This window comes from Halobacteriovorax sp. RZ-2 (genome assembly GCF_043196685.1).
Taxonomy (GTDB): Bacteria; Bdellovibrionota; Bacteriovoracia; order Bacteriovoracales; family Bacteriovoracaceae; genus Halobacteriovorax_A.
Genome location: NZ_JBEBMR010000001.1, coordinates 570,906 through 594,436, shown reverse-complemented (window position 1 = coordinate 594,436; position 23,531 = coordinate 570,906). Strand labels below are relative to the sequence as shown.

Annotated in this window: 27 protein-coding genes; 16 read left to right on the top strand and 11 right to left on the bottom strand. The window is 38.4% G+C overall.

Features of this window, described 5'->3' with window-relative positions; translation table 11 throughout:
* Positions 1-3: 3 nt before the first annotated feature.
* Positions 4-783, top strand: coding sequence for a hypothetical protein (locus ABMA78_RS02800; RefSeq protein WP_392856838.1), 780 nt, complete (start codon positions 4-6; stop codon positions 781-783).
* A 147-nt stretch (positions 784-930) separates the two neighbouring features.
* Here the strand turns inward: ABMA78_RS02800 and acnB are convergent, their stop codons facing one another.
* A complete protein-coding gene (acnB, locus tag ABMA78_RS02795) occupies positions 931-3,495 on the bottom strand; it encodes a bifunctional aconitate hydratase 2/2-methylisocitrate dehydratase (RefSeq protein ID WP_392856837.1) in 2,565 nt (854 codons plus the stop codon).
* A 166-nt stretch (positions 3,496-3,661) separates the two neighbouring features.
* Between acnB and ABMA78_RS02790 the strand changes: the two genes are divergently transcribed.
* The 4 genes from ABMA78_RS02790 to ABMA78_RS02775 all read left to right on the top strand — a co-directional run bounded on the left by ABMA78_RS02790 (position 3,662) and on the right by ABMA78_RS02775 (position 8,589).
* Entirely contained in the window at positions 3,662-4,555 is an 894-nt protein-coding gene (locus tag ABMA78_RS02790) for a hypothetical protein (protein ID WP_392856835.1), read from the top strand.
* A gap of 67 nt (positions 4,556-4,622) precedes the next feature.
* On the top strand, positions 4,623-6,053 hold the full coding sequence (gene pepD / locus ABMA78_RS02785; RefSeq protein WP_392856833.1) for a beta-Ala-His dipeptidase: 1,431 nt from the start codon (positions 4,623-4,625) through the stop codon (positions 6,051-6,053).
* Positions 6,053-6,406, top strand: coding sequence for a hypothetical protein (locus ABMA78_RS02780; protein ID WP_392856831.1), 354 nt, complete (start codon positions 6,053-6,055; stop codon positions 6,404-6,406). The genes pepD and ABMA78_RS02780 overlap by 1 nt, the downstream gene beginning before the upstream one ends.
* Positions 6,407-6,441: 35 nt before the next feature.
* Positions 6,442-8,589: a hypothetical protein gene (locus ABMA78_RS02775; RefSeq protein ID WP_392856829.1), complete on the top strand. Its 2,148-nt coding sequence runs from the start codon at positions 6,442-6,444 to the stop codon at positions 8,587-8,589.
* A gap of 36 nt (positions 8,590-8,625) precedes the next feature.
* Here ABMA78_RS02775 and ABMA78_RS02770 read toward each other — a convergent pair whose 3' ends face one another.
* A complete protein-coding gene (locus ABMA78_RS02770; protein WP_021266380.1) occupies positions 8,626-9,519 on the bottom strand; it encodes a 1,4-dihydroxy-2-naphthoyl-CoA synthase in 894 nt (297 codons plus the stop codon).
* Between the two features lie 110 nt (positions 9,520-9,629).
* Between ABMA78_RS02770 and ABMA78_RS02765 the strand changes: the two genes are divergently transcribed.
* The gene (locus ABMA78_RS02765; RefSeq protein WP_392856826.1) at positions 9,630-9,926 is read left to right on the top strand and encodes a hypothetical protein; all 297 of its coding nucleotides are present in this window, start codon (positions 9,630-9,632) and stop codon (positions 9,924-9,926) included.
* A gap of 7 nt (positions 9,927-9,933) precedes the next feature.
* On the opposite strand, the gene ABMA78_RS02760 is transcribed toward ABMA78_RS02765, so the two are convergent.
* A complete protein-coding gene (locus ABMA78_RS02760; protein WP_392856824.1) occupies positions 9,934-10,284 on the bottom strand; it encodes a NirD/YgiW/YdeI family stress tolerance protein in 351 nt (116 codons plus the stop codon).
* A gap of 64 nt (positions 10,285-10,348) precedes the next feature.
* Between ABMA78_RS02760 and ABMA78_RS02755 the strand changes: the two genes are divergently transcribed.
* Positions 10,349-10,759 (top strand): hypothetical protein, encoded by a 411-nt coding sequence (locus tag ABMA78_RS02755; protein ID WP_392856821.1) that lies wholly within the window; start codon positions 10,349-10,351, stop codon positions 10,757-10,759.
* On the opposite strand, the gene ABMA78_RS02750 is transcribed toward ABMA78_RS02755, so the two are convergent.
* Positions 10,760-11,239, bottom strand: a complete 480-nt coding sequence (locus ABMA78_RS02750; RefSeq protein ID WP_392856820.1) for a globin domain-containing protein — start codon at positions 11,237-11,239, stop codon at positions 10,760-10,762.
* Between the two features lie 124 nt (positions 11,240-11,363).
* Here ABMA78_RS02750 and ABMA78_RS02745 point away from each other — a divergent pair, with 124 nt between their 5' ends.
* The 3 genes from ABMA78_RS02745 to ABMA78_RS02735 all read left to right on the top strand — a co-directional run bounded on the left by ABMA78_RS02745 (position 11,364) and on the right by ABMA78_RS02735 (position 13,291).
* Positions 11,364-12,383: an ABC transporter ATP-binding protein gene (locus ABMA78_RS02745; RefSeq protein ID WP_392856817.1), complete on the top strand. Its 1,020-nt coding sequence runs from the start codon at positions 11,364-11,366 to the stop codon at positions 12,381-12,383.
* Between the two features lie 93 nt (positions 12,384-12,476).
* A complete protein-coding gene (locus ABMA78_RS02740) occupies positions 12,477-13,022 on the top strand; it encodes a YceI family protein (protein WP_392856815.1) in 546 nt (181 codons plus the stop codon).
* An 86-nt stretch (positions 13,023-13,108) separates the two neighbouring features.
* A complete protein-coding gene (locus ABMA78_RS02735) occupies positions 13,109-13,291 on the top strand; it encodes a hypothetical protein (RefSeq protein ID WP_392856814.1) in 183 nt (60 codons plus the stop codon).
* Here the strand turns inward: ABMA78_RS02735 and ABMA78_RS02730 are convergent.
* Positions 13,288-14,112, bottom strand: coding sequence for an RluA family pseudouridine synthase (locus ABMA78_RS02730; protein WP_392856811.1), 825 nt, complete (start codon positions 14,110-14,112; stop codon positions 13,288-13,290). The genes ABMA78_RS02735 and ABMA78_RS02730 overlap by 4 nt on opposite strands.
* 6 nt (positions 14,113-14,118) lie before the next feature.
* Positions 14,119-14,421 (bottom strand): hypothetical protein, encoded by a 303-nt coding sequence (locus tag ABMA78_RS02725; protein ID WP_392856810.1) that lies wholly within the window; start codon positions 14,419-14,421, stop codon positions 14,119-14,121.
* 29 nt (positions 14,422-14,450) lie between these two features.
* On the opposite strand from ABMA78_RS02725, the gene ABMA78_RS02720 reads away from it, so the two are divergent.
* The 3 genes from ABMA78_RS02720 to lgt are packed head-to-tail and all read left to right on the top strand — an operon-like array spanning position 14,451 to position 16,637.
* Positions 14,451-15,350 (top strand): radical SAM protein, encoded by a 900-nt coding sequence (locus ABMA78_RS02720; protein ID WP_392856809.1) that lies wholly within the window; start codon positions 14,451-14,453, stop codon positions 15,348-15,350.
* A gap of 22 nt (positions 15,351-15,372) precedes the next feature.
* A complete protein-coding gene (locus ABMA78_RS02715; RefSeq protein ID WP_392856806.1) occupies positions 15,373-15,840 on the top strand; it encodes a DUF2489 domain-containing protein in 468 nt (155 codons plus the stop codon).
* Positions 15,840-16,637, top strand: coding sequence for a prolipoprotein diacylglyceryl transferase (gene lgt, locus ABMA78_RS02710; protein WP_392856804.1), 798 nt, complete (start codon positions 15,840-15,842; stop codon positions 16,635-16,637). Before ABMA78_RS02715 ends, lgt begins: the two co-directional genes overlap by 1 nt.
* Here lgt and ABMA78_RS02705 read toward each other — a convergent pair.
* Entirely contained in the window at positions 16,594-16,800 is a 207-nt protein-coding gene (locus ABMA78_RS02705) for a hypothetical protein (RefSeq protein WP_021266340.1), read from the bottom strand. The two genes, lgt and ABMA78_RS02705, sit on opposite strands and share 44 nt — an antisense overlap.
* A 91-nt stretch (positions 16,801-16,891) precedes the next feature.
* Between ABMA78_RS02705 and serS the strand changes: the two genes are divergently transcribed.
* Entirely contained in the window at positions 16,892-18,172 is a 1,281-nt protein-coding gene (gene serS / locus ABMA78_RS02700; protein WP_392856803.1) for a serine--tRNA ligase, read from the top strand.
* Positions 18,173-18,176: 4 nt separating this feature from the next.
* Here the strand turns inward: serS and ABMA78_RS02695 are convergent, their stop codons facing one another.
* Entirely contained in the window at positions 18,177-18,713 is a 537-nt protein-coding gene (locus tag ABMA78_RS02695; RefSeq protein ID WP_392856802.1) for a GNAT family N-acetyltransferase, read from the bottom strand.
* Positions 18,714-18,817: 104 nt separating this feature from the next.
* Between ABMA78_RS02695 and ABMA78_RS02690 the strand changes: the two genes are divergently transcribed.
* Together ABMA78_RS02690 and ABMA78_RS02685 are read left to right on the top strand one after the other, a co-directional pair.
* Positions 18,818-19,927, top strand: coding sequence for a ParA family protein (locus ABMA78_RS02690; RefSeq protein ID WP_392856799.1), 1,110 nt, complete (start codon positions 18,818-18,820; stop codon positions 19,925-19,927).
* Positions 19,928-19,929: 2 nt separating this feature from the next.
* Positions 19,930-20,337, top strand: a complete 408-nt coding sequence (locus ABMA78_RS02685; protein WP_392856797.1) for a hypothetical protein — start codon at positions 19,930-19,932, stop codon at positions 20,335-20,337.
* Here the strand turns inward: ABMA78_RS02685 and ABMA78_RS02680 are convergent.
* From ABMA78_RS02680 to ABMA78_RS02670, 3 genes are all read right to left on the bottom strand, one after another.
* The gene (locus ABMA78_RS02680) at positions 20,320-20,640 is read right to left on the bottom strand and encodes a hypothetical protein (RefSeq protein WP_392856794.1); all 321 of its coding nucleotides are present in this window, start codon (positions 20,638-20,640) and stop codon (positions 20,320-20,322) included. The two genes, ABMA78_RS02685 and ABMA78_RS02680, sit on opposite strands and share 18 nt — an antisense overlap.
* Positions 20,624-21,562 carry an HD-GYP domain-containing protein gene (locus ABMA78_RS02675; protein ID WP_392856792.1) on the bottom strand — a complete coding sequence of 313 codons (939 nt, stop codon included), beginning with the start codon at positions 21,560-21,562 and terminating at the stop codon, positions 20,624-20,626. The genes ABMA78_RS02680 and ABMA78_RS02675 overlap by 17 nt, the downstream gene beginning before the upstream one ends.
* 88 nt (positions 21,563-21,650) lie before the next feature.
* Positions 21,651-23,531 carry a 7TM diverse intracellular signaling domain-containing protein gene (locus ABMA78_RS02670; protein WP_392856790.1) on the bottom strand — a complete coding sequence of 627 codons (1,881 nt, stop codon included), beginning with the start codon at positions 23,529-23,531 and terminating at the stop codon, positions 21,651-21,653.

Below are 23,531 nucleotides of genomic sequence, written 5' to 3'. Positions count from 1 at the left end.
TCTATGAGATCTATTTATCTATCACTTTTGATAGCATTAACAACATTTAGCGCACATTCTGCCATGGCCCAAACGACTAAGCAGAAATTTTGTAAAGAAAGAGAGAATAAGCACTTTGTTAGAAATCAGATGATGACAAAGATAAGTGCTCACATGGGCTTTAAAAATTACGGAGGCCTCCTTAATGGTGGTGTTTGTTGGTGGCACTCGCGCTTTCATCGTAATGCTCTTTATCTTGGAATCTTTAGGCCAGAGTATTCGAAACCATCAGAAGATGAAGCGAAGAATATCATTAAAGCAATTCGTCGAGGTCGTAGTGTCGTTGAGATTCCTGGTTATCGAAATTTAAGAGAGTTCTCAATTGATAATGATCACTTAATTCAAAATGAGCTTGAGGCCTGGCAAAAAACTGATGGGTTTATCAATCAGCAGTGGGTGATTGGTTTACTTGGAACACCTAAGCGAAGCGCAAAGGGTATGAGAAAGATGATGGATGGGCTTTATGATCGCGTTGTTAATCAAGGTGATGTGACTTATCAAAAACTTCAGATTAAGGGAATCGATGCTCACGCTTGGCTTGTTGTCGATATGAAGAAGACAAGAACAGGTTATACTCTTTATGCAGTCGATAGTAATTTCCCTGGAGAACTGCAAAAGGTTCGCTACAATTATGGAGATAAGTTCTTTCACTATAATCGTTGGTATGGAGAGTTTGCTCCGTACACGGGAAGAAAAGTTGAGATCAAGAGAGTTAAGAAAGTAATTAAAGAATTTTGCGAATAAAAAAAGGGAGCTATTAAGCTCCCTTTCTTTTTTGTAGTTTTAGCACAGTATTTTGTTTTACCTGTACTTATCGGAAATCCGCGCTACGCTTGATTCCCTTTTATCACATACAACTACGCGCCAAAATAGTCCACTGGACTATTTTGATCACGCGTTGTCATCAATACTGAAATTTTCCATCTGATCGAAGTTTAGGTAACGATAGATTGAATCATCTTTACCTTCTAGTGGCTTCATCATTGATAGGTACTCATCAACTTTTGGAATGTATCCAAGTTTCGCACAGATTGCAGCAAGTTCTGCTGAACCTAGATAAACCTGAGCACCTTTACCAAGTCTATTATTGAAGTTACGAGTCGAAGTTGAGAATACTGTTACACCGTCTTTAACACGTGCTTGGTTACCCATACATAGTGAACAACCTGGCATTTCAAGTCTTGCACCAGCAGCAGCAAATTTCGAGTAGTAACCTTCTTTTGTCAGTTGGTCTTTATCCATCTTTGTTGGAGGACATACCCATAGTCTTGCATCAGCTTGACCTTGACCATCTAGAACTGTTGCAGCAGCTCTGAAGTGACCAATATTTGTCATACATGAACCGATGAATACTTCATCAATCTTATCACCTTGAACGTCACTCATTTTCTTAACGTCATCTGGATCGTTTGGACAAGCAACGATTGGCTCTTTCATTTCATCTAGATCGATTTCGATAACAGCAGCGTACTCAGCGTTTGTATCCGCTTCCATTAGCTCACCATTTTCAATCCAGTCTTGAACTTCAGCAATACGTCTTTCAAGTGTTCCAACGTGACCAAAACCGTTTGCGATCATTGACTTCATAAGAGCAACGTTTGAGCTTAAGTACTCAACAACTGTTTCGCGGCTTAGTTTAATTGTTGAACCAGCAGCACTTCTTTCAGCTGTAGCATCTGTAAGTTCGAATGCTTGCTCAAGCTTAAGGTCTGGTAAACCTTCCATTTCAAGGATACGACCTGCGAAGATATTCTTCTTATTTTTCTTTTCTACAGTTAGTAGACCATCTTGAATTGCTTGGTAAGGGATCATGTTAACAACGTCACGTAGAGTGATTCCTGGTTGTAACTTTCCTTTAAACTTAACAAGAACAGACTCTGGCATATCAAGTGGCATAACACCAAGAGCAGCAGCAAATGCAACAAGCCCTGAACCAGCTGGGAATGAGATTCCAAGTGGGAAACGAGTGTGAGAGTCACCACCAGTACCAACAGTATCTGGGATTAGAAGACGGTTTAGCCAAGAGTGGATAATACCATCACCTGGTCTAAGAGCAACACCTTCTCTGTTTCTGATATAGTCTGGAAGAGTCGCGTGAGTGATAACATCACTTGGCTTTGGATAAGCAGCTGTGTGACAGAATGATTGCATAACAAGATCAGCGTTGAACTTAAGACATGCAAGTTCAGTCATCTCATCTCTTGTCATTGGCCCTGTCGTATCTTGAGAACCAACAGTCGTCATTTTTGGAAGACATGAAGTTCCTGGAAGAATACCAGTTACGCCACAAGCTTTCCCAACCATTTTTTGTGCAAGAGTGTAACCTTGACCTTCGTGTGCAAGAGTTGTGTGAGGCTTAGCAAAGATTCCTGAGTCATTCGCAGTTCCTTGTCCAAGTTCAGCTCTTGCTTTATCTGTAAGCATTTTTCCGATGATTAGAGGAACACGACCACCAGCTCTAAACTCATCTAGGATCGTTTCTGGAGCGATGTCGTATTTTGCAAGCTCGCTACCTTTTTCATCAAGGATTCTTCCTTCAAGTGGACGAACTTCAATTACAGTTCCTGTTGTCAGTGCTGTTACATCAATTCCTTGAATTGGTAGAGCACCTGAATCCTCTGCAGTGTTAAAGAAGATCGGAGCGATTGTTGAACCGATGATAACACCACCACGTCTCTTGTTAGGTACGAATGGAATATCTTCACCAATGTGCCATAGAAGAGAGTTACAAGCTGACTTTCTTGAAGAACCAGTTCCTACAACGTCACCTACGAAAGTAACAGGAAGACTGAACTTTTCTTTAAGGTCTGAAATTTGTTTTGGACCTTCTGGGAAAAGTGCTCCACCCATAACATTTGCGTGAAGAGGGATATCCGCTCTTGTGAATGCAAATGGAGCAGGTGAGAAGTCATCTGTATTGATTTCACCGTCTACTTTGTAAACGACAGTTTTGATTGATTCATCAATTTGTGGCTTATTTGTAAACCACTCAGCATTTGCCCAAGACTCGATAATTTCTTTTGCAATTGCGTTTCCACCATCTGCAAGTTTCTTAACGTCGTCGAAAACGTTAACTGCAAGAGGAAGATTCTTAAGTTCTTTAGCAGCTAGTTTTGCAAGAGCTTCATCATTTCCTGCAACAATATCAACTAGACCTTGAAGGTTGAAACCACCAACCATTGTTCCTAGTAATTCAACTGCATATTCTTTTGAAATAAGTGAACAAGTTTGTGCACCTTTCGTGATCCCAACTAGGAAGCTTGCTTTTACTTGAGCAGCTGGATCAACACCTGGGTTGATACGATCTTTTAGTAGATCAAGTAGCTCTTGAGTTGGCGCAGCTTCAAGAAGTTTAACAACTTCAGTAGCTTGTTCTTTTGTTAGTGCTAATGGAGGAATACCTTCTTTGGCCCTTTCCTCAACATGTGCGTGATAATCTTCTAGAAAATTAGACATAGATCCTCGACTTTTTGAGTTAAATTCAGTTTTTTGTATTTGATTTATACATGCATTTTTACCACCTTTTCGGCCGTTTTACTAGTCGTTATGAGCTTTTAGAAGGCCTGACTAAATTAACTTTTTTTAACTCACTGCATATCGTTCGACAGTCGATAGGCTGACTATGAAAAAGCAAGAATTCGAATTGGAATTAGAAAAGTTGTGTGAACAAATCTTCTTTAAAGAAGAACTCTTGAAGTATATCAATGTCCATAAATCTTATGTTCAGCACTTTTCAAAAAGCCTCATGAAGGAATTAGGTTGTAACGTCCTAATGGGAGGGCCTGATTCTGGCATTTTTGGTGATATCCCGCTGCAAACGAGAAAGCAGGTTAATTGGATTGAGGTCTATGCTGGCACAAAGGCCATTGTTGAGCTTAAGAATATCTACGGCCAAAAGCGTTACTTGTCTGTGAGTACTTCTAAGCTCTCACATATGGTGGCCATGTCAGATGAAAGCGATTTTACACTATTGTTAAATGACGTCCTTCGCCCTGGCTTTGTGGCCGGGATTGATTTTGACTTTTTGCGATATAAAGGGGCCGCTTCCATTACGATTTCTAAGTCACGAGCTCGTGCCGCTCAAAAGCATGGAGGGGCGATCTTTGAGAATGTTCTGCTCATTCATAATTTAGGAACAAGTGATTGTAAGAGATATGATTATAAACCAGATCTAAAGTGTAACTCGATTAACCTTGCCGTTGATTACCGCCACTATAATATCATTTTAAATATTGAATCCTCTGCAGAAGAGTCAACAGTTCGAAAGCTCTATCTTTCTCGCGGTGCAAATCTTAGAAATTACTTTGAGAAAGAGGGCAGCATCGATATCTATCATATGGATATTAAGCGCAGCCCCCATTATGACGAAAACCTTACCCTCGATAAATTTGATGGCGTTTACCTAAGTTGGCGGCCTCATATTGTCGATAAGTATCTAATTGAAGAAGCGCAGAATCATCCTAAGTTTCCTCATTTCCCTGATTCTGAGGACGATGGTGGTGAAGAAGCCGCATAGCATTTGGGCTTTTCTAAAATTGATCTTCATAGTAGATTGTTTAAAAACATAACAAGTAGGTTATTTTATGAATCAATCACGTGTCGAACAATTAAGTCCAAAATATGTTTGGTCTAACTTTCAAAAACTACTAGATACTCCAAGGCCTAGTTATCACGAAGAAGCTGTACAAACTCTACTTCTCTTATTTGGAAAGAGCTTAGGCTTAGAAACTTATCGTGATGAAGTAAATAATGTCATTATAAAGAAGCCAGGGCAACTAGGTGGTGAAAATTCAGCGCCAGTTATCCTTCAGGGTCACCTTGATATGGTTGCACAAAAGAACGAAGGCAACCCTCATGACTTTAAAAAAGATCCTATCACAACATTTATCGATGGAGATTGGGTCCGTGCTAATGGAACAACTCTTGGTGCCGACAACGGTATCGGTTGTGCGTTTGCAATGGGGCTTCTCGAAAGCAAGGATATACCGCACCCTCCATTAGAATGTGTTTTTACGGCCTGTGAAGAAGCTGGAATGCACGGAGCAATTGGTCTTAAGGGTGACCACTTTGATGGAAAGATTATGCTAAACCTCGACACTGAAGAGGAAGATGAACTGATCATTGGATGTGCCGGTGGAGTTGATCTGATCTTTGAAAAAGAATTCAGTGAAGGGCAAGCAAATGGTGTCCATCAAAGAGTTGCCATTAAAGGTTTAAAGGGTGGACACTCGGGAATTGATATTCATCGTGGACGCTTAAATGCAAATAAACTGATTCCAGAAGTCTTTGCTGGAGTTGATGATATTCAACTTGTTTCGATTAAAGGTGGATCTCTAAGAAATGCAATTGCTCGTGAAGCCTTTGTTGATTTTTATACAAGTGAAGAAAGTCTTCTTAAGATTCGCGGAAATTTTGAATCTCTATGGGAAAAGAACCAAGAAGCCGAAGCAGGGCTAAAGTTTGAGTTATCATCAATTAGTGAAGAGGCAAGGGCCCTTTCGCTGGAAGACTCAAAACTTGTGCTGTCGGCAATTATTAATTGTCACCACGGCGTAAAAGCATGGGATGAGCACTTTGAAGGTGTTGTTGAAACATCGACTAACTTAGGTGTGATCACTCTTGAAGCTGGTAAGTTTAGCATGGCAAATCTTATTCGTAGTGCTAGTGAAGATGCGAGAGATAGCTTTGCTCAAGAAATGATCTCTGCTCAAAATGCACTTAACTCTAATGCCATTCTTGAAGGTGCGTATCCTGGTTGGAAGCCAAATCCAGAATCTAAAATTCTTTCAGTTACTGGTGAAGCTTTTAAAGACTTAAGAGGTCAGGCCCCAAAAATTTCTTCAATTCACGCTGGTCTTGAATGTGGAATTCTTTCAAAGGCCATGCCTGATGTTGATATCATAAGCTTTGGACCGACGATTACAGGAGCACACTCCCCAGATGAACAAGTTTCAATTTCATCAGTTGAAAAGACGTGGCTTCTATTCTTAGAAGTTATTAAGAGGCTTATGTAATGCTAGCGATTGGTTTACAAAATAATATTTCAACTCTCTTTGTCTATTTAGTTGTTGTTCAAATTCCAATGATCATCACATATCTCTTTGCTAAGGATTTAGGGATTTCAAATCTTTGGCTATACTTTGTTTGTCTTATTATTGGGCTAAGGGTTGCATTCTTTAAAGACGACTATTTTAAAAGAAAGGTGGAGTCAAAACTCTTTAAGCAACTTCAAATGAGGAGTGGCAAGTCTCCTTCAAAGAGTGAGATTGTAAAAGCGTTAAATCTATCTGTTGGACTTAGAGATATTATCTTTTTTGCTAACTTAATTATCGTTTTAGTTTTAACAGCAATTTTTAATCAATTTTAACTGCGAAAAAATATCTTAATCTCGATAAGAATGGTGTGGAATATAAATATATTTACACCATTCTTATCTTCATCTTTGTCCTCGAAGGTTGTCAAAAGCACAGTCGTACTATCAGCTCTGTAGGAACAAATCTTCAAGTTGCCAAAGGGGACTTAACAGCACACCTTGTCTCAAGAAGACTAAATGGACAAAGGGTTGTGATTGAAGGGGAGTGTACAGACGATATTCCCGTTAGCTTCTTTTCAAATCATCTTATTAACGACCAACATTTATCCACACAATGTCAAAATGAGAAGTATCGAAAAGTTTTATTCTTTCAAGCCGATGTTGTGGGCCATCAGGATATCTTCGTCACTCAAGATGGATACTCTGCTGTCGTGACAATTCCAAGTGTCGTCACCCGCCGCCCTGGCAAAGTTATTGTTGATACACCAATGGAAGGCTACTTCTATGGTCGCACCATTTATGTTTCTGGCCGTTGTCAGCTTAAGGGAACAGTTTTTATACGAGGAAGTTATATTGAAGACTTTGTCAAAACCGCGGCATGCTCAAATGGACTATTTCTTACTCCTATCTACTTTTCAAAAATTAACGCTGAAGCAATGGAGACCCATCTATTTATCAATCAGGTGGATGCGTATGGAAATAGCTCTGAAATGACTATTAAGAAGATCAAATTTAGAAATGACGATCATTCGATCTTCTTAACTGAGTCAATTGTTGGAGCCTCTGGTGATTCCCTTGAGGTAACAGGAAGTTGTAAAGGCTTTGAACGAGTTAGTATCGATGGAAATATTGTTAATTGTCGTAGTGGTAACTTTAGTTACAAACTTGATTTATTACCTCGAAAAAAAACGGGACGTCTCCTCTATCAAGTTCCTGTCGAGGGCCTGAATGGGAATTTTCGTTCAAATCTTCGAATGCTCTTTTATTATTATAAGTCGGTTGAGACCTCTCCGCACTTCTTCTCTCCTCGGGGCAAGTATGATGAAAGTGCTAGAGGAAGACATGTTATTAGTGGAACTTGTGGAAGAACTTATACCAATGGCAATGTGAGACTCTATACAAAAAAGTCAGAAAATATACTTCGTGATGCTCACAATATTCCACTAAGACAAGATGATGGTGTCTTTATTATTTTCCCTGATGAGTATGATCTCGGGGGAGAGACGACAATCTTTGCAGAATGTAATGATTTTTATATCGACTATAAAACGAATAATTTCTCAACCTCTTTCGACTATATACCTTCTAATGAAATACGACTAGCACCAAAGGGTGTTGATGTGCATAGTATGAATCATATAATTGAAGGAGGATGCTCTCAAGGAAACTCTGTGCGTTTACTTGATCTTAGTAATGAAAATATTGAACAGGCCAAGTGTATAAATGGGAAGTACTCAATCGAGATAACATCTTCACAGATGGCGGGAAAAAATCAATATGAAATCTTTGAAGTTAATTTATTTGAAAGTTATCAAGGGGCCAAGCAGTTAATTGATGTTAACTATAGTTATGCCGTTGCTTTTCCTTATCACTTTCTACAAGAGTCACCTGTTCCAGGATGGGGCTCTAAAGTATCTCCACTTCGTTTCTATTGGAAGTATCCTTATAAGTCTGAAGTTAATGATATTTATTATGGCTACTACTCAAAGAATAGCTATATTCAGGTGGAGTGGAAGAAGCTGCCACAAAATACCAACCAATTACTTCTTGATGGCCATGAGTTGCTTAGGTTGGGTTATAAGGAATGTGAAGAAGTACAGGTCTATTTTCAGTCTGTTGATAAGAAAAATAGGAAATCAATTATTATCGAAACAAGTCCCATTCGCTTTGACTTCACCCCTCCTGATGAAGTCGAGGTCGAGCAGATCGACTATTCACCATTATTTAGAAAACAATTACCCAAATTCAAGTTTAAAGATGCCGATGATAATTGTGTAAGTGATGATAAGTTATTTTATAAATACACTCTCTATCAGGTTGTCTTTTCCAAAGAAAATGAAGAAGAAATCATTGACCGAGTAACCATTGATGAGTTCACTATTTCTAATGTTCTTAAAGAGAGCTTGTTTAATAGAAAGTACGACCTTGAAGGAAATTTTCAAGTAGGGGTGACAGTTTTTGATCGCGGACAAAATGCAACGAAAGAATATTTCTCAATTATTTTCTCATGGAAGTAGAGAGAACGAGGGGGCATGGAGGCCCCCGTTATATCTTTAGTAATGCCAAGGAAATTGAGAGAAGTCTTTTTCACGCTTTTCAACAAAAGCATCACGGCCTTCTTGTGCTTCAGGAGTTCCATAAGCAAGTCTCGTTGCTTCACCTGCAAAAAGTTGCTGACCAACTAGGCCATCATCAAGAAGGTTGAATCCAAACTTAAGCATACGCATTGCAGTTGGAGATTTAGAGTTCATCTCTTTTGCCCACTCAAGTGCCACCTTTTCAAGGTCTGCATGAGGAACAACTTTATTTACCATGCCCATTTGGAAGGCTTCTTCGGCACTGTAGTTGAAGCCACAGAAGAAAATTTCACGAGCACGTTTTTGGCCACATTGGCGTGCAAGATATGCTGAACCGTAACCTGAGTCAAAAGAAGCAACATCTGGGTCTGTCTGTTTAAAGATAGCATGCTCTTTTGAAGCAATTGTCATATCACAAACAACGTGAAGAGAGTGTCCTCCACCAACTGCCCAACCAGGAACGACAGCAACAACAACTTTAGGCATAAAGCGAATTAAGCGTTGCACTTCAAGGATGTGTAGTCTTCCAAGCTTTGCTGGATCAGGAGTTCCATCACCATCAACATACTTATATCCATCTTTTCCACGAATTCTTTGGTCTCCACCTGAACAGAATGCCCATCCACCATCTTTTGGTGATGGCCCGTTACCTGTGATAAGAACAACACCAACATCACTCCACATTCTTGCGTGGTCTAGGGCGCGGTAAAGCTCATCAACAGTTTGAGGTCTAAATGCGTTGCGACACTCAGGGCGGTTAAATGCAATTCTAACTGTCCCTTGGTCTACGGCGCGGTGGTATGTAATGTCCTTGAAATCGAAGCCTTCGACTTCTTTCCAAGCACTTGGGTCAAAAATATCTGAAACCATGTGATCTCCTTTTGTTTCGCTCAATATAAAATGCCTGAGCTAAAGTGTCATTCATAACTTTGTGTGCGGCCAGTCTAAACAAAATGAAGATGGTGTGAGTTAATAGTGATATGAAAAATCTCATTCTTTTTACATTTCTATTCTTTCTAGGACTCAGTGTTAATGCAGAGGTAACAGTTGTCATCGATGGGACTCGTTATTTCTGTAGTGAAGATGGCAGACCTCCGCAAGATCGCCAGTGGCAATGTGTTGCTCATTGTGACTCAAGGTCATCGGATGGTGAGTGTCGTAGGTATAGGGAGGACTTCTGCGGTATCAACGCCGTCTGCATTCCTTATTGCGAAACTCGTTCTTCTAGTGGAGTGTGTCGTCGCTACGGAGACGATATTTGTCGCTCAGAGGACTAAATGTCGACTAAGGCCTAAAGACCTCAAGCTCTTCTATCTCAACATAGAAGTGCTTTGACTCATTATCAGTTTCACCCTTCATAAGAAAAAGGGTTTGATAGTTATAGTCAGTATCAAGTCCAAGTAGGCTTGAGCGAATCTTTACGAGAATGAGTCCGTGCTCATCCTTAACAAGGTAGAAATTATTTTTTAGCTTCTTATGAATTCGGGCCTTAAGGGTAACTTCTTTGCCATCACTTGGATTTCTCTTTAAGTTCTCTGAAGTATAGAGGCTTCCTTGTTCCTGCCCTAGAAATTTCTTTGGGCCCCCACAAGAACTTAATAATATAGCAAAAGAAGCAATGAGAAGTTTATTCATAGAAACCATTATATTTAACTTGTTGGTTTTTGACTATAGGGCAAGCGCCAGAGATAATTAATCCATGAAATTAATCTCACTCTTATTATTTACTCAATTATCTTTCGCTAGTATTGGCGGTAAGTGGCTAGGCACTGGAGCTGTAAAAACTCCTAAGGCAACTCAAGAATGCTCTGAAGTTTATTTTCGTTTATTCTACGATGGGAAGAAATTTAAAATTCAAGAGGGTGGTTACAACTGTAATGGCCTTAGTGCTGAATATCCATACTCTGTCTTTGATGTTAATGGCCCACTTCTTTACTATAAAGGAGAGGTTTCTGGACTGATCAATAATGACGAGTTAACGATCTATTCTAAAGAAGATGGCTTTTCTCTACGCTTTTACTTTGTCGCTGAAGATGAAGTTGAGGTCACTGAGTCTTGGAAAGAGGGTAGTGATTACTTAATTATTACGTCGAAACTATTGAGAAAGTAATTAGGCGGCCTTTTTAAAGGAGTCCACTCGTTCCTTGTTCTCTAAAAAATCTTCAAACTCCCTGCGTAGGGTTGCATCAACCATTCCGTCTGAAATATATTCGGCCACATAGTAGAAGCACTCACGCCAAGCTTTTTCTAATTTGGGATTCCAGGTGTTCATATGAAAGAGCATAAGGGTTTGAATAAATGCTTCTTCAAAAATGGGAAAATAAGTCTCAGATACTTCGTACTTAATTTGATTTCCTCCCAGTCCTTGGAGGTAGTATTTTAAATACTCTGGATTTTTTAAGTTATTGATCGTGATACTAAGGGCCCTGATAAAAGACGCTTTCAATTGTTCGCGGTCCATGTGAGCGAAAACTTTTTGCATGCCTGGCTCGAGAATAATGACATTGTCAAAGAAGGCATTTGTAAAGTTTTTAAGATTAGGCTCAATTCTCCTAAATGATTCAGTAATTAGTTCCTTATCAAAGCTCATAAAGTCTCCTGGGCGCTACAGCTTACTCATCGTTGGCAACATAATTTCTTTTGAATTAAGATTTCTTAAATTCTCTCCAAACCCTGTATTTACAGATTGTCCTACTTAGGAGAGTCTAGGGTTAATGAAAGTTTTAGCAGTAAATAATTTAACTTATAATTTTGATCAAAAATCAATTTGTCAGTTTGATAAGATCTCTTTCGATCTTAGAAAGGGTGAGGTCTTAACTCTTCTTGGGCCTTCTGGAACAGGGAAGACGACTTTATTCAATATCCTTACTGGAAAGTTAACACCATTAAGTGGTGAGGTTGAAAAATCAGAGGGACTTAAAATTGAAATGGTCTCTGGTGTTGATAACCTAAACTGGGACTTAACGGTTTTTGAAAATATTGAAAGTCATTTACTTGATCACGATCCAAGTACTGATACGAATCGCGTTCGTGATATGATTGAAATTTTTGGCCTAGAATACAAGGATCACAAAAAGCTCGATCAACTCTCGGCCGGACAATTACAAAGACTTCTCTTTGCTCGCTCAATGGTCATTGCACCAGATGTACTCTTACTAGATGAGCCATTTTCAAATATCGATGAATTTCTTAAAGCAACTCTATGCCATGAAATTTTTGAAATTTTTAAAGAGAATGAAATCTCATTAGTTTTTGTCACTCATAATTTAAAAGAAGCGTATTCATTAAGTGATCGTATTATTTATCTTAGTGGCGCTAAACTTCAGACTTATCAAAAACCACAAGACTTCTATGATAGGCCTCTGTCAATTGATGCTGCTCGCTTTGGTGGGATGATCAATCTCGTTGCAGGACCTATTGTTGAGAGAAATGGTGACAAGGTTGTCGTAAAAAATGACTTTGGACAATTTGAAGTTATGGATAATCTCAAAACAAATAACCAATTTGTCTACTTGGCCTTTCGTCCGAAATTTTTAAAATTAGTTGAGGAAGGTGGACACTTAAAAGGGCGAGTGAAGGCAATTATTAGACATGGCGAATATGACTTCATTGAAGTTGCAACCATGAATGCCAAGGTTCTAAGATTTCAAATGGCCGACTCATCTAAGGTGAGTGTTGGCTCACAAGTAAAGCTCGCTATTGATCTTGAGAATGCCTTTCTATTGCCGGTTTAACTAATCTTTACCAAATCTTAATTATTGGCACATCGTGTTTTCTCTTAGAATACTTACAACTATTGTCGTTGTGGTATCGTTGGAGGAAAGAAGATGAAATTATTAATTATCGGTTTTTGTATTTTACTTTCAATTCTTGCATTCGCTAAGGATATTGATACCGATAAGAGTTTTCTAAAATGGCATGCAAGCAAAGTTGGTGGCCAGCACTGGGGACATGTTAAATTCTTAAAAGGAACAATCGAACACGACGATAAGGGCGAGCCAGTGAAAGGATCATTCACTGTTCAGATGAATACAATTGATGTTCGTGATCTTGAAGGTGAGTGGAAGGATAAGTTACAAAATCACCTTCGCCAAAGTGACTTCTTTGAAATTGAAAAATACCCAATCGCGACTATGGTAACGAAATCAATTACAAAAATTGCAAAGAATAAATATAAGGTTGTGGCAGACTTTAAGATCAAAAAGGTAACACGTCCTCTAACTTTTAATATGAATTATGACGGCAAGAATGCCACGGGAAAAGTTAGCTTCGACCGTACAAAATTTGGCATTAAGTATCGATCAACTTTATTGGGCACTGTGGCAGATAAGGTTATTCACGACAAAGTTGATTTAGAATTCAACGTTCAATAAGCTGAAATTACATAGTGAATTTGAACACGTAGCGCAAGACTAAGTAATAGATGCACGTAAGTTTATTCTATGTTAAGTTTTGGCGTATGAAAGCCGGAAAAATCGAAATCGCATTCTTTGAAAAAGACAGATACCTATTCCCAATTAATCGTCGTAGCAAGAATCCTATTGTTGACTACAAGAATGAACTGATTAAGAAATCAATTGCAAAAGAATTAAATCTTAAGGTTAAAAATATCGACCTAAAAGATTATAAGAAACCTAACTAGAATAGCCTCTTGTCTTGAGGTAATTCGATAGTAACAAGATTCCCACTTCTCCATGGATCATCAAAAACAAGTTTAGATGCGATAAGGGCAAGGCCTGTATCGTTCACATTTCCTTTCCCGTAACGAGGATCACCCATTACTGGAAAACCTAGTTCTGTGAATTGAATTCTAATTTGGTGCTTACGTCCTGTGATGAGATTAACTTCAACAAGGGCCGTCTTTTCAAGATACTTCTTAACTTCGTACTCTAAAATGGCCTTTTTACCATCGATAACACTTTCAAGACGCTTGGCCTTTTCCGGCTTTCCTTTAATCTCGGCCTGATATGTTTTTTGAATTTTATGATTCTTAATCTGTTCTGAAAAAGCACGGGCAGCTTTCTTAGTATAAGCAATCATCATTAGACCGGCCGTCTCTTTATCAAGGCGGTGGATAAGAAATGGTTCACGTCCAGTGCGTTTGTGAATCTCTCTTATGATCGTGTACTCATCACCATACTTTGTCCCTTGGCACAGAAGCCCTGCTGGCTTGAAGTAAACTCCATAGTGGTGAGTCTCATGCATGCACTCAACAGTGCTCATATCAAATTCTGCAATATTTGGATCAACGTAAAGCTTGATCGTTTGACCGCGTTTGATTTCATACTTGGCCTTACGAATTCGCTCAGGCTTAGCAGACTTTGTCCAACAAGCACCTTGCTTCATAAGGTTTTTAATTTTTATCTTTGATAGCTCAATTCCTGCTTTTGCACATTTTTCTGCAAGTAGGTCTGCTGCCGTTGTATCTGAATAGGCCTTTGCCGTTACACTAAATTTCTTCATAAATTATTATCCATTAAAATAAGGACAACCGCTGCATCCACTCTGGCAACAGTCATTAATATCGGCTTCTTCATCAACTCTTAGGTTTGGTGAAACAAGAGATAGGGTATAAGTTTTTACGCCGCGAACATTTCCGACTAATGTGAAAAGTTCAGGGCTTTCAATTGGTGTCTCCATTGTTCCTAAGTTTAGAGATAGGGCCAGATGGTGAGCTATCGAGTGAGAATCACAAAGAATATTGAATTGTGTCTCATTATTTAGAGTCACTAGGTATTTCTCTGCATATGATTCAATGATATATTCTTTCATATATAATCCAAATCAATTAAGGTAGCGCCATGTTTTATGACTTTCCGATAAAATATCACGAACCTGTTTTCCGTCCTCCTTCTGAAGGGCGTTCTCTCCTTATACAACAAACCATTGGTTGCTCCAATAATAAATGTACATATTGCAATATGTACCGTTCTAAGACTTATAAAGAGAGAAACACCGATGAGGTAATTGAGGATATCAAGAAGGCGGCGGCCTATTACCGACGCTTTAAAATGCGCCCCTCTAAAGTATTTTTATGTGATGGGGATGCTCTTGGGGCCCCTACTGAGGATCTTTATAAGAGCCTTTTGGCAATTCGTGAGGAATTTGGAGATATTCGCGTGGGAGTCTATGCGACGGCCCAAAATATGCTGGATAAGACGCAAGAAGAACTTTGCTACTTAAAGGAAGCAGGCCTTGGTATTGCTTACCTTGGAATGGAATCTGGTTGTGACAAAGTCCTCCATATGACAGTTAAGGGAAATAGCGCCCAAGATATGATTGATGGTTCCAAAAAAGTTATGGATGCGGGGATGAAATTGTCTGTTATTGCCATGCTTGGACTTGGTGGCAAGAAGCATACTGAGACCCATGTAAAAGAGACATCACGTGTTCTATCTAAAATCTCTCCAGATTATCTGTCATTTCTTACGACAATGGCAGTTGAAGGAACCCCATATTACCGAATGGTACAGCGTGGCCTTGAAATGCTGACAACTAAGGAAATTCTAGGGGAGATGCACGATATCTTATCTGGCATTGAGGCCTCTCGAGAAATTTTACTTAGGATCAATCACGTCTCAAATATGTATCCAATTGGAGGGAGTCTTCCTCAAGATCAGGCCACGATAATTCAACAGGTTAAGCAGTGGTATGAGGAAGCGCCAGAAGGAACATATCCACCAAAACCTTCACATATGTAGGATTTCGCAGTATAAATTGGCCATGACTCAACAACAGTATAATATCGCATTTATCATTTTATCAGTTTTAGTATTCATCCTTTCAATGGGAGTAGGCTTCTTCTATATCAAGCTTAAGCAAGAGACGAAAAAGCGTATCGCCGAACATGACAAGATGGAAGCAAAAGAGAAAGAGAGACAGGCCTTTGTTCGTGACAGCCTAATTACAATTGCACGTGCCTTTGTCCAAAAACAGTGTGAAGCAAGTGAGGCCTGTATTCGCTTAAGAATGCTTATTGACCGCGTGGACTTTGTTGAGAATGAAGAATACCCAATTATCTTTTCGATGTATGAGGAAATTAAGCACTTTCCAACTCATCAGGCCCGCAAGGACCTATCAAAACAAGAGCGCTTCTCACAAGATAAGGAGCGATTTGCCATTGAAGACAAACACATGGATAATTTAACTATTGAATGTAATAAGCTAATAACAAATCTTATGGTTAATTAATGCAATACTATGTCCACAATCTTAATCCAATTGCTATCGACTTTTTGGGTGTTAAGATTGCGTGGTATTGGCTGGCCTACTTCTTCGGTTATTTCTGGACACTCTATTTAGGAAAGTATCTCATTAAAAGAGAAGAGCTAAGTGTCTCTTTTCATCATTATTTAAATTATCTCTTCTCTGGCTTCTTTGTCATGCTGGCCGGTGGGAAACTCTTTTATATCTTCTTCTATAATTTTAGTTATTATGCTGCGGACTTAAAGCGCGTTCTTTACTTCTGGCAGGGAGGAATGAGCTTTCACGGTGCCCTGATTGGGGGGGGCCTTTGGACTTACTACTACGCTAGAAAGCATGGGCTAAAATTCTTTGCCCTAACAGATATCGTTCTAACAACTGTTGGGCCAGGTATTATGTTTGGCCGTATCGCTAACTTTATTAATGGAGAGCTTGCGGGAAGAGTTTCAGACGTTCCTTGGGCCGTCATTTTTCCAAAATTATATGATTCTAATCCTCGTCATCCTTCACAGCTCTACGAAGCCTTTTTGGAAGGGTTAGTCTTATTTCTTATTTTATTTATTTTGAAAAAGAATTTAAAAAGACCAGCTTTAAACTCTGGCCTTTTTCTTATCATCTATGGAATTGGTCGTTTTATTGTTGAGTTCTTTCGAACTCCTGATCCACAAATTGGGCTCTTCTTTAACCTCTTTTCAGTGGGGCAATTCTACTGTTTTGCGATGATACTCATTGGAGTGGCAATTATTTTTTGGCCTTCTCGTTTATCGCATTCTCGTACTGCTTAAGTAATTCTGGATCAACTTCTGTTGGTGTAATTTTACGGAAACTCTTGCGAGCATTAATCATATTTTCACACTTATGGACGGCACCGTCACCTTCTACTGGAACGTTTTTACGCCCATCTTTCATCCAAGTAATTTCTTTTCCACAATAACGACATGATGCCATGAGTAACTCCCTGATTTTAAAGCAATTTAGAGTGTCAATTTTAGTGGTTTTGGGTTATTCTAACAACTATAAAAATAAACTGGAGTGCATAGTGTTAGATATCAAATTTATCAGAGAAAATGTTGATTTAATGAAGGATGTAATTGCGAACAAGCGAATTGGGCTTGATCTAGATGAACTTCTTTCAATTGACTCTAAACTCTCTGAATTAAAGACGAAACAACAGGATTTACAAGAGAAGAGAAATGCTCACTCGAAATTAATCCCAAAAGCATCTAACGAAGAAAGACCAAAACTTATTGCTGAAGGTAAAGAAATTGCCAACGAGCTTAAGGAAATGAATCCAGAAATTAGTGAACTTGAAGAAAAGTTTAAGGCGCTTATGTACGTTGTTCCAATGGTTCCATCTAAAGATGCACCAGTTGGAAAAGACGATAGTGAAAACGTTGTAAGCCGTGTTGAAGGTGAGAAGCCAAACTTCTCATTTGCTCCAAGACATCACGTTGAAATTTTAGAAATGAACGAATGGGCAGAGTTTAAGAATATCGCAAAAGTTTGTGGTTCACGTTCTTACTCTCTTAGAAATGATATGGTTCTTCTAGAAATGGCCATGCACCGCCTCGCTCTTGATATGCTAACGGAAAAAGGCTTCACACTTGTTTCATCACCATCGATGGCAAGAGAAGACGCTCTTTATGGTACAGGTCACTTTCCAACTGGAAGAGAAGACGCTTACTATATTCCAGAGCATGATATCTATCTTTCAGGAACAGCAGAAGTTCAATTAAATAGTCTTCACGGTGGTGAGATTATCAATGAATCAGATCTGCCAATTCTATACGCTGGTTTCTCTCCATGTTTTAGAGGGGAAGCGGGAAGTTACGGTAAGGATGTAAAAGGTCTTATCCGTGTCCACCAATTCCAAAAAACAGAACAATTCGTTATCTGTAAAGGTGATGAAGCGGAATCTGAAAAATGGCATAAGTCACTTCTTGAAGCTGCAGAAGAATTCTGTAAGGCACTTGAGCTTCCATATCAAATCCTAGAAGTATGTACAGGTGATATGGGTGCTGGAAAATTTAGAATGTACGATATTGAGTGCTGGGTACCAAGTGAAGAAAAGTACCGTGAGACACACTCATGTTCTGCACTTCACGACTGGCAAGCAAGAAGAACAAATACTCGCTACAGAGATGCAGATGGAAATGTTAAGCACGTTTTCACTTTAAATAACACGATGGTTGCAACGCCAAGAATTCTTGTTCCTTTCATTGAAAATCATCAACAAGAAGATGGTTCAATTTATGTTCCTGAGAAATTAAGAGCATATATGGGTGGAAAAGAAGTTCTTAAAGGACGTAATCGCCAGTAGGTGATTAAGAGGGAAGGATCAGGCTTATGGTCTGAACTCCCTGCTCACTTCGTGATAACTTGAGCTCACATCCATGCGTCTTTGTCATGGATTGGGCCAAGCCTATCATTTGCGTATTTGTACTAAGCATCTCTCCCTTTAGGATTTTTACTCCTCGAGACCTCGCCTCAAGAATTAATAAACTTAGCAATTCCTTACCAATACCAATGCCTTGGTATTTATCAATGATAGTAATGGCAAACTCTGCAATAGCTGGATTGTCTCGTTGAATATCAAATCTTGCAACTCCCATTGGATGAGAGGGACTTGTGATTGTTGCGACACCGATAGCATAGTGAAATCTCTTATCGTATTCGGTGAGATTGATTAGCTCTTTAGCAGTTAAACCTTTCTTTGCACCAAAGAAGCGGTGATAGATGGACTTAGGTTCCATTTCATGGATACCTTCAAGAAGCATCTTCTTATCAAGAGGGCCGATTTCACGAATCTGTGCTTTATGGCCTGCAAAATCGTAAATATGGTCTAGAGCTAAAGCTTCCACATCGAAATAGTATCACAGCTTCATTTGAGAGTATGATTTTTTTGACACAGCCTCCACTAAATGCGTAAAATTATAAGTAAAGTACTTATGGAGGAGACTTAATAATGGATAATTTCTACCCACTTAAAAAAGTGGCCGATATATATGGTGACCCAAATTTAAAATTTGAGATACAAGATCTAGAATCTGCCGGGCAAATTCCGGCCTCTCGTAAGTACAGAAGTGGTGCAATCTTTAGAAAAGGTTGGCCAGTAAATTTACTTCCAAAAATAGGCGAACAAGTTGGTTATTTCAAGAAATTTGAAAAGCCTACTTCGGTTTGTGTTTTCACGACAAAGGGTGGAGTTCTTAAATCGACTCTTGCTCTAAACCTTGCGCGCACAGCTGCACTTCATGGACAGCGAGTATGTGTTGTTGGACTTGATATCCAAGGAGATGTAACAACGTCACTTGGTTATGATACTGAGTCTGATGACAGCGGAAGCCTTGATGAGCTTATTCAAAAACTAGATCAGACAAAGGGCCTATGTGATTACTTCTCTGGGGAGGCAACTCTTGATGAAGTGATCGTTCAACTAGGAATACCTAATTTATTTATTATTCCAGAGACACCTGAGCTTGTTGCTCTTAATGACTCATTAAATAATATTAACCGACGTGAGTTTTGGTTAAAAGAAAGAGTGATTGATCCACTTAAAGAGCACTTTGATCTTGTGATCATGGACTGCTCTCCAAATTGGAATAAGCTAACGACTAATGCTCTTGTGGCAAGTGATGCACTAATTTCACCTCTCGAGTGTAAGATTAATAACTTTAGAAACTTCAGAGTTTTCTCTCACTTCCTAAAAGAATTTAAAGATGAGATGAGACTAGATTTTGAATCAATCTTTGTACCAACAAAGTATTCAACAAATAAGAAGTTAAGTAACGATATCTTAAATTGGTACTATCAGAATGTTACTGGTTGTACGACTGTTGGTATTAAAGAATCAGTAAGTGCTGAAGAGGCGATGGCGCTTAATCTTTCAATTGCAGAACATGCAGCTGGAAAGCCCATTGCAAAAGACACTGTTGAGTTATTTAAACAAATCCATCAGGCGATCTCTAATTATCACATAAGAAAATCAGAACAAAATCAACTTCCCGGACATCAGGCACGAGTTTTTGGAGGCCTAGGGCAAGCTAATTTTGGAAATTTGAGTAATAGGTTTTAATTATGGCCATTGGTTTAAATGATTTAACAGCTAAGAAACAGGCCAAGAAGGTTGAGGTTGCCCCAGCTGTCGTTGCTGTTGAAGAGGTTGTTGTTGCGACTCCTGAAGAAGTTATGGAGAAGCAACAAAGGCCATGGGAAGGAAAGTTTCAGGCCCAAAAGAGTTCTGTGGCAAATCAGGCCGTAAAAAGAGCAAGAGAGATTTCTGCTAAGAATGAGCTTCATGCAAAAGAGCTAAGAAAGAATTTTACTAGTGCACAGAAAGAATTAGAAATTAATCAATATATTGAAAATCGTGAGAAAGAGTTTATCGACTTAGATTCGTCTAAGAATATGCTTAAGTCAAAGAATCGCATAAGAACACAGCGCTCTTTGTTTAAGAGACTAAGAGATTCAATCTTTAGGTCTTAAATTCTTGTCGATATTAAAATTATGAAATTCTTTTTCATTAAAACAGTGAAGAATTTTAGGGGAGTACTTCTCGATTACATCTTTCGAGTTAGCTCCTCTAAAAAGCTCATTAAAGGCATTTGAACACACTTGCTTTGTAAATTTATGCTTGATCCCACTACATTGCTTAATAAAATCACAAGAATGAGGATAGCCTCGATAGCACTTCATTGATTCTATATCACATGTATTTTCATCCACTATCTTTGTATTGCATGAAGAGAGTAGAAAAATTAAAACTGCTAAGCTAGACAATATTTTCATCGATTAATATATCCTTAAACTTGTTAATGACATCATGCTCGTAGTGATCAAGTTGATTCATTGTTAATTCAGTTAGCGCATCCCTTGCATTCATCTTGTGGACAGTAACCATTTTATCGTAAGTATTTACAAGAGAGATAATCATTATGGGGAGGCTTAATTCCTTTAAACGATTTGGGCCAGCGCCACCTTTGACTTCTTCATGGTTGACGATGAGTTCAAGAACTTCCTTTGTTACCCATGGTTTATCTTTAAGAGCACTGACGGCATCTTTAACGTGAAGGCCATAAACTCTTTTCTCATCTTCACTCAACTCTTCTTTATTCTTTTTAAAGAGCTCTTGATCTTGGCTATTTAAGCGCGTGATTCCAACATCGTGGAGTAGACTTGCAGTCGCAATATTTGAAATCTCGGTATCATTACAACCTGCTCTGATAGCAAGCCTAGTAGCAAGGGTTGCAACATTCATTGAGTGTTCAATAATTAAATTTGTATCGACAGTTTTTTTATCAAAGAATTGTTTTAAGGCATCTGGCCCTGAAGAGAGAACTTTTTTTAACTGAGCGGCAGCAAGCTCTGTCATTTGATAATTTTCTTCTTTATCTGGAGCCTTCAGTGTTTGTTCGATTGCCGTCTTACACGCACCATCAACGACTTCAATCTTTTCTTCAATTGGTATGTCAATATCCTGAAGTTTTGAATCAAGAAGGTCTTTAATATATTGCTGATATTTTTCAACATCTGCTTCAAGAATATAGAACTTAGCAACTTGTTGCTTATTTAGCTTTTCAAGTTTCTCATGTGAGATTGCACTGCCTGCCTCTTGATACTTAAGATAGGTCTCTTTAAAGTAAATATATAAATCAAACGTTATGACGCTTTCTGCTTCAATTGTTGTGATTCTTAGAGGGTAGTAATCCATAAATCCTAATTCATTAAAACTAATAATAAAGTCTATTAATTTAATTTTATGGTGAATTTAGAATTTACACAACTATAGAGACTTAACACTATTTATGTTTATTGAGAGGAATATAAAGTGCCACAAGAGTTCCAACGGGTTTTCGCTCAATTGTGAACTTTATCTTAAGTAATTCGCAATAAGAGCGAATAATAAAATAGCCAAAACCGGAACCTTTTTCTCCTAAGGTACCAAAGCTGATTCCTGTATCGATCTTATTATAGATTTGTTCTAACTTCTTTTTCGTAATCCCAATACCATTATCATAAACTTCGAGCTTAAGCGCTTGATCCACCTGTGTGCAAGAGATCTTGATTAGTCCTTGGTTTGGAGTAAATTTTATTGAGTTTGAGATGATATTACCCAGAATCTGGTGAGTGAGGATTGCAAGGTTAGAGTAGACCTGTAAGTCCTCAGAAGTCTGAGGGATTTCAATTTCTATTTTCTTTCTTTCACACTGAGGAGAGAAGATCGTTACAATATTATCAAGTAAGCTTTTAACCTTCACATATTCGAGGTGCGGCTCATTATTGATTAACTCTTGTTCTGCCTTAACATTATCTAAGATGTCTTTGATATGCATACAGGCCGAGTAAACCTTAGGCCATGCCTTCGTTTCTTCAACATACCCTCGACGAAGATAGCGACTTGAGTAACCGACAATAACAAAGAGAGAGTTTGCAATATCATGAGAGAGTACTCTTAGGAGGCGAATATACTTTTGCTGATCCAGGTTTTTAATGAAGTTAATTTCATTTTCTTTTTGAAGTCTATTGATCTTTAGACTTAGGGCAATTGATAGGGTGAATGACTCTACCATATTTCCTAAGAGAATCGAGTTTTGTGTAAAGTCATTGTCTGTAAAGTGGCCGTAGATTGTCGCAAAATAGGCGAATATACCAATGTTCATGATAAGCCATGAAAGTAGATAGACTTTTGATTCAATCGTCGGCTGTTTTACGTTCGTATAGATTGAAATATAAATGATAAAGATAACTAGACTTAAGATATAAATATCGACGAGTGGCCCTATGATAAAATTAAACGAATCAAAGAATGGGACGACAATTGAGATGATTAGAGCAATTGATACGACTGCATAAATCTTTTCTAGTCTCTTTATAACTGGACTCTCAAAGAAGTCGATACTCAAGAGGTCCTTGGTAAACTTATATAGGTAGTTACACGAGATCATCGCAAAGACACCTAGATATTTCACATGATTACTTAAGGAAAGGATACCCTGTGTGTAACCAGATAAGGCCAGAACAGAGTTAACCATAAAGAAAATAAAGACTGAGTAGACGATATAGATCGACGCTCTATTAATGAGGCCAAGAATTAGGTTATAGATGAGAAGAGTACACATAAAGCCTAGATAAATAGAAAGGCTTATGATTCTAGTCTGTTCCTCTTTTTGAATATACTTAGTGTCTGCCAGTAAGGCCTTAGTATCAAATTTGTGTAGACTATGAGTTTTTAGAACAATCGTTTGTTGCTCTCCCGGCCCTAGGTCTATCCTCAATGACTTGTGCAGAATTGTATTTGCATTTATTTTTTCGACAGGAAATTCAGAGACCTTTTGTGATGCTAAATCCACAAGATAGACTTCATGTAATTTAAAAGTATGGGTATTAAAATAAAGCTCTTTGTGAACAGAGTGGTCTAATGTATTTCTAAAGTTAAAACGTAGGTAAATATTTTTATTTGTATAATCAAGATTTACAACAGTCTTGCCGTTGCTTTTAAAGCCGTCTGGTGTGTAGTGCTTCTCATCAGTAAGCTTGTATTCGACATACCTTGAAATATTATGATTTTGATCTTTGAAAGTCTTATTATTAATCTGTACAATTGTCTGCGTTGCGAGAATTTCTTTTGCTGGAATGAAAAGAAGAAGTAATAATAAGAATCGAAAAATAAAATTAATCAC

Coding starts and splice junctions, on each gene's coding strand:
- acnB (WP_392856837.1), bottom strand. CDS start 3,495: ATGTCTAATTTTCTAGAAGATTATCACGCACATGTTGAGGAAAGGGCC.
- ABMA78_RS02715 (WP_392856806.1), top strand. CDS start 15,373: ATGACTCAACAACAGTATAATATCGCATTTATCATTTTATCAGTTTTA.
- ABMA78_RS02765 (WP_392856826.1), top strand. CDS start 9,630: ATGAAAAATCTCATTCTTTTTACATTTCTATTCTTTCTAGGACTCAGT.
- ABMA78_RS02745 (WP_392856817.1), top strand. CDS start 11,364: ATGAAAGTTTTAGCAGTAAATAATTTAACTTATAATTTTGATCAAAAA.
- lgt (WP_392856804.1), top strand. CDS start 15,840: ATGCAATACTATGTCCACAATCTTAATCCAATTGCTATCGACTTTTTG.
- ABMA78_RS02755 (WP_392856821.1), top strand. CDS start 10,349: ATGAAATTAATCTCACTCTTATTATTTACTCAATTATCTTTCGCTAGT.
- ABMA78_RS02770 (WP_021266380.1), bottom strand. CDS start 9,519: ATGGTTTCAGATATTTTTGACCCAAGTGCTTGGAAAGAAGTCGAAGGC.
- ABMA78_RS02740 (WP_392856815.1), top strand. CDS start 12,477: ATGAAATTATTAATTATCGGTTTTTGTATTTTACTTTCAATTCTTGCA.
- ABMA78_RS02780 (WP_392856831.1), top strand. CDS start 6,053: ATGCTAGCGATTGGTTTACAAAATAATATTTCAACTCTCTTTGTCTAT.
- ABMA78_RS02800 (WP_392856838.1), top strand. CDS start 4: ATGAGATCTATTTATCTATCACTTTTGATAGCATTAACAACATTTAGC.
- ABMA78_RS02730 (WP_392856811.1), bottom strand. CDS start 14,112: ATGAAGAAATTTAGTGTAACGGCAAAGGCCTATTCAGATACAACGGCA.
- ABMA78_RS02725 (WP_392856810.1), bottom strand. CDS start 14,421: ATGAAAGAATATATCATTGAATCATATGCAGAGAAATACCTAGTGACT.
- ABMA78_RS02720 (WP_392856809.1), top strand. CDS start 14,451: ATGTTTTATGACTTTCCGATAAAATATCACGAACCTGTTTTCCGTCCT.
- ABMA78_RS02760 (WP_392856824.1), bottom strand. CDS start 10,284: ATGAATAAACTTCTCATTGCTTCTTTTGCTATATTATTAAGTTCTTGT.
- ABMA78_RS02735 (WP_392856814.1), top strand. CDS start 13,109: ATGAAAGCCGGAAAAATCGAAATCGCATTCTTTGAAAAAGACAGATAC.
- ABMA78_RS02685 (WP_392856797.1), top strand. CDS start 19,930: ATGGCCATTGGTTTAAATGATTTAACAGCTAAGAAACAGGCCAAGAAG.
- ABMA78_RS02705 (WP_021266340.1), bottom strand. CDS start 16,800: ATGGCATCATGTCGTTATTGTGGAAAAGAAATTACTTGGATGAAAGAT.
- ABMA78_RS02790 (WP_392856835.1), top strand. CDS start 3,662: ATGAAAAAGCAAGAATTCGAATTGGAATTAGAAAAGTTGTGTGAACAA.
- ABMA78_RS02690 (WP_392856799.1), top strand. CDS start 18,818: ATGGATAATTTCTACCCACTTAAAAAAGTGGCCGATATATATGGTGAC.
- ABMA78_RS02680 (WP_392856794.1), bottom strand. CDS start 20,640: ATGAAAATATTGTCTAGCTTAGCAGTTTTAATTTTTCTACTCTCTTCA.
- pepD (WP_392856833.1), top strand. CDS start 4,623: ATGAATCAATCACGTGTCGAACAATTAAGTCCAAAATATGTTTGGTCT.
- ABMA78_RS02750 (WP_392856820.1), bottom strand. CDS start 11,239: ATGAGCTTTGATAAGGAACTAATTACTGAATCATTTAGGAGAATTGAG.
- ABMA78_RS02675 (WP_392856792.1), bottom strand. CDS start 21,562: ATGGATTACTACCCTCTAAGAATCACAACAATTGAAGCAGAAAGCGTC.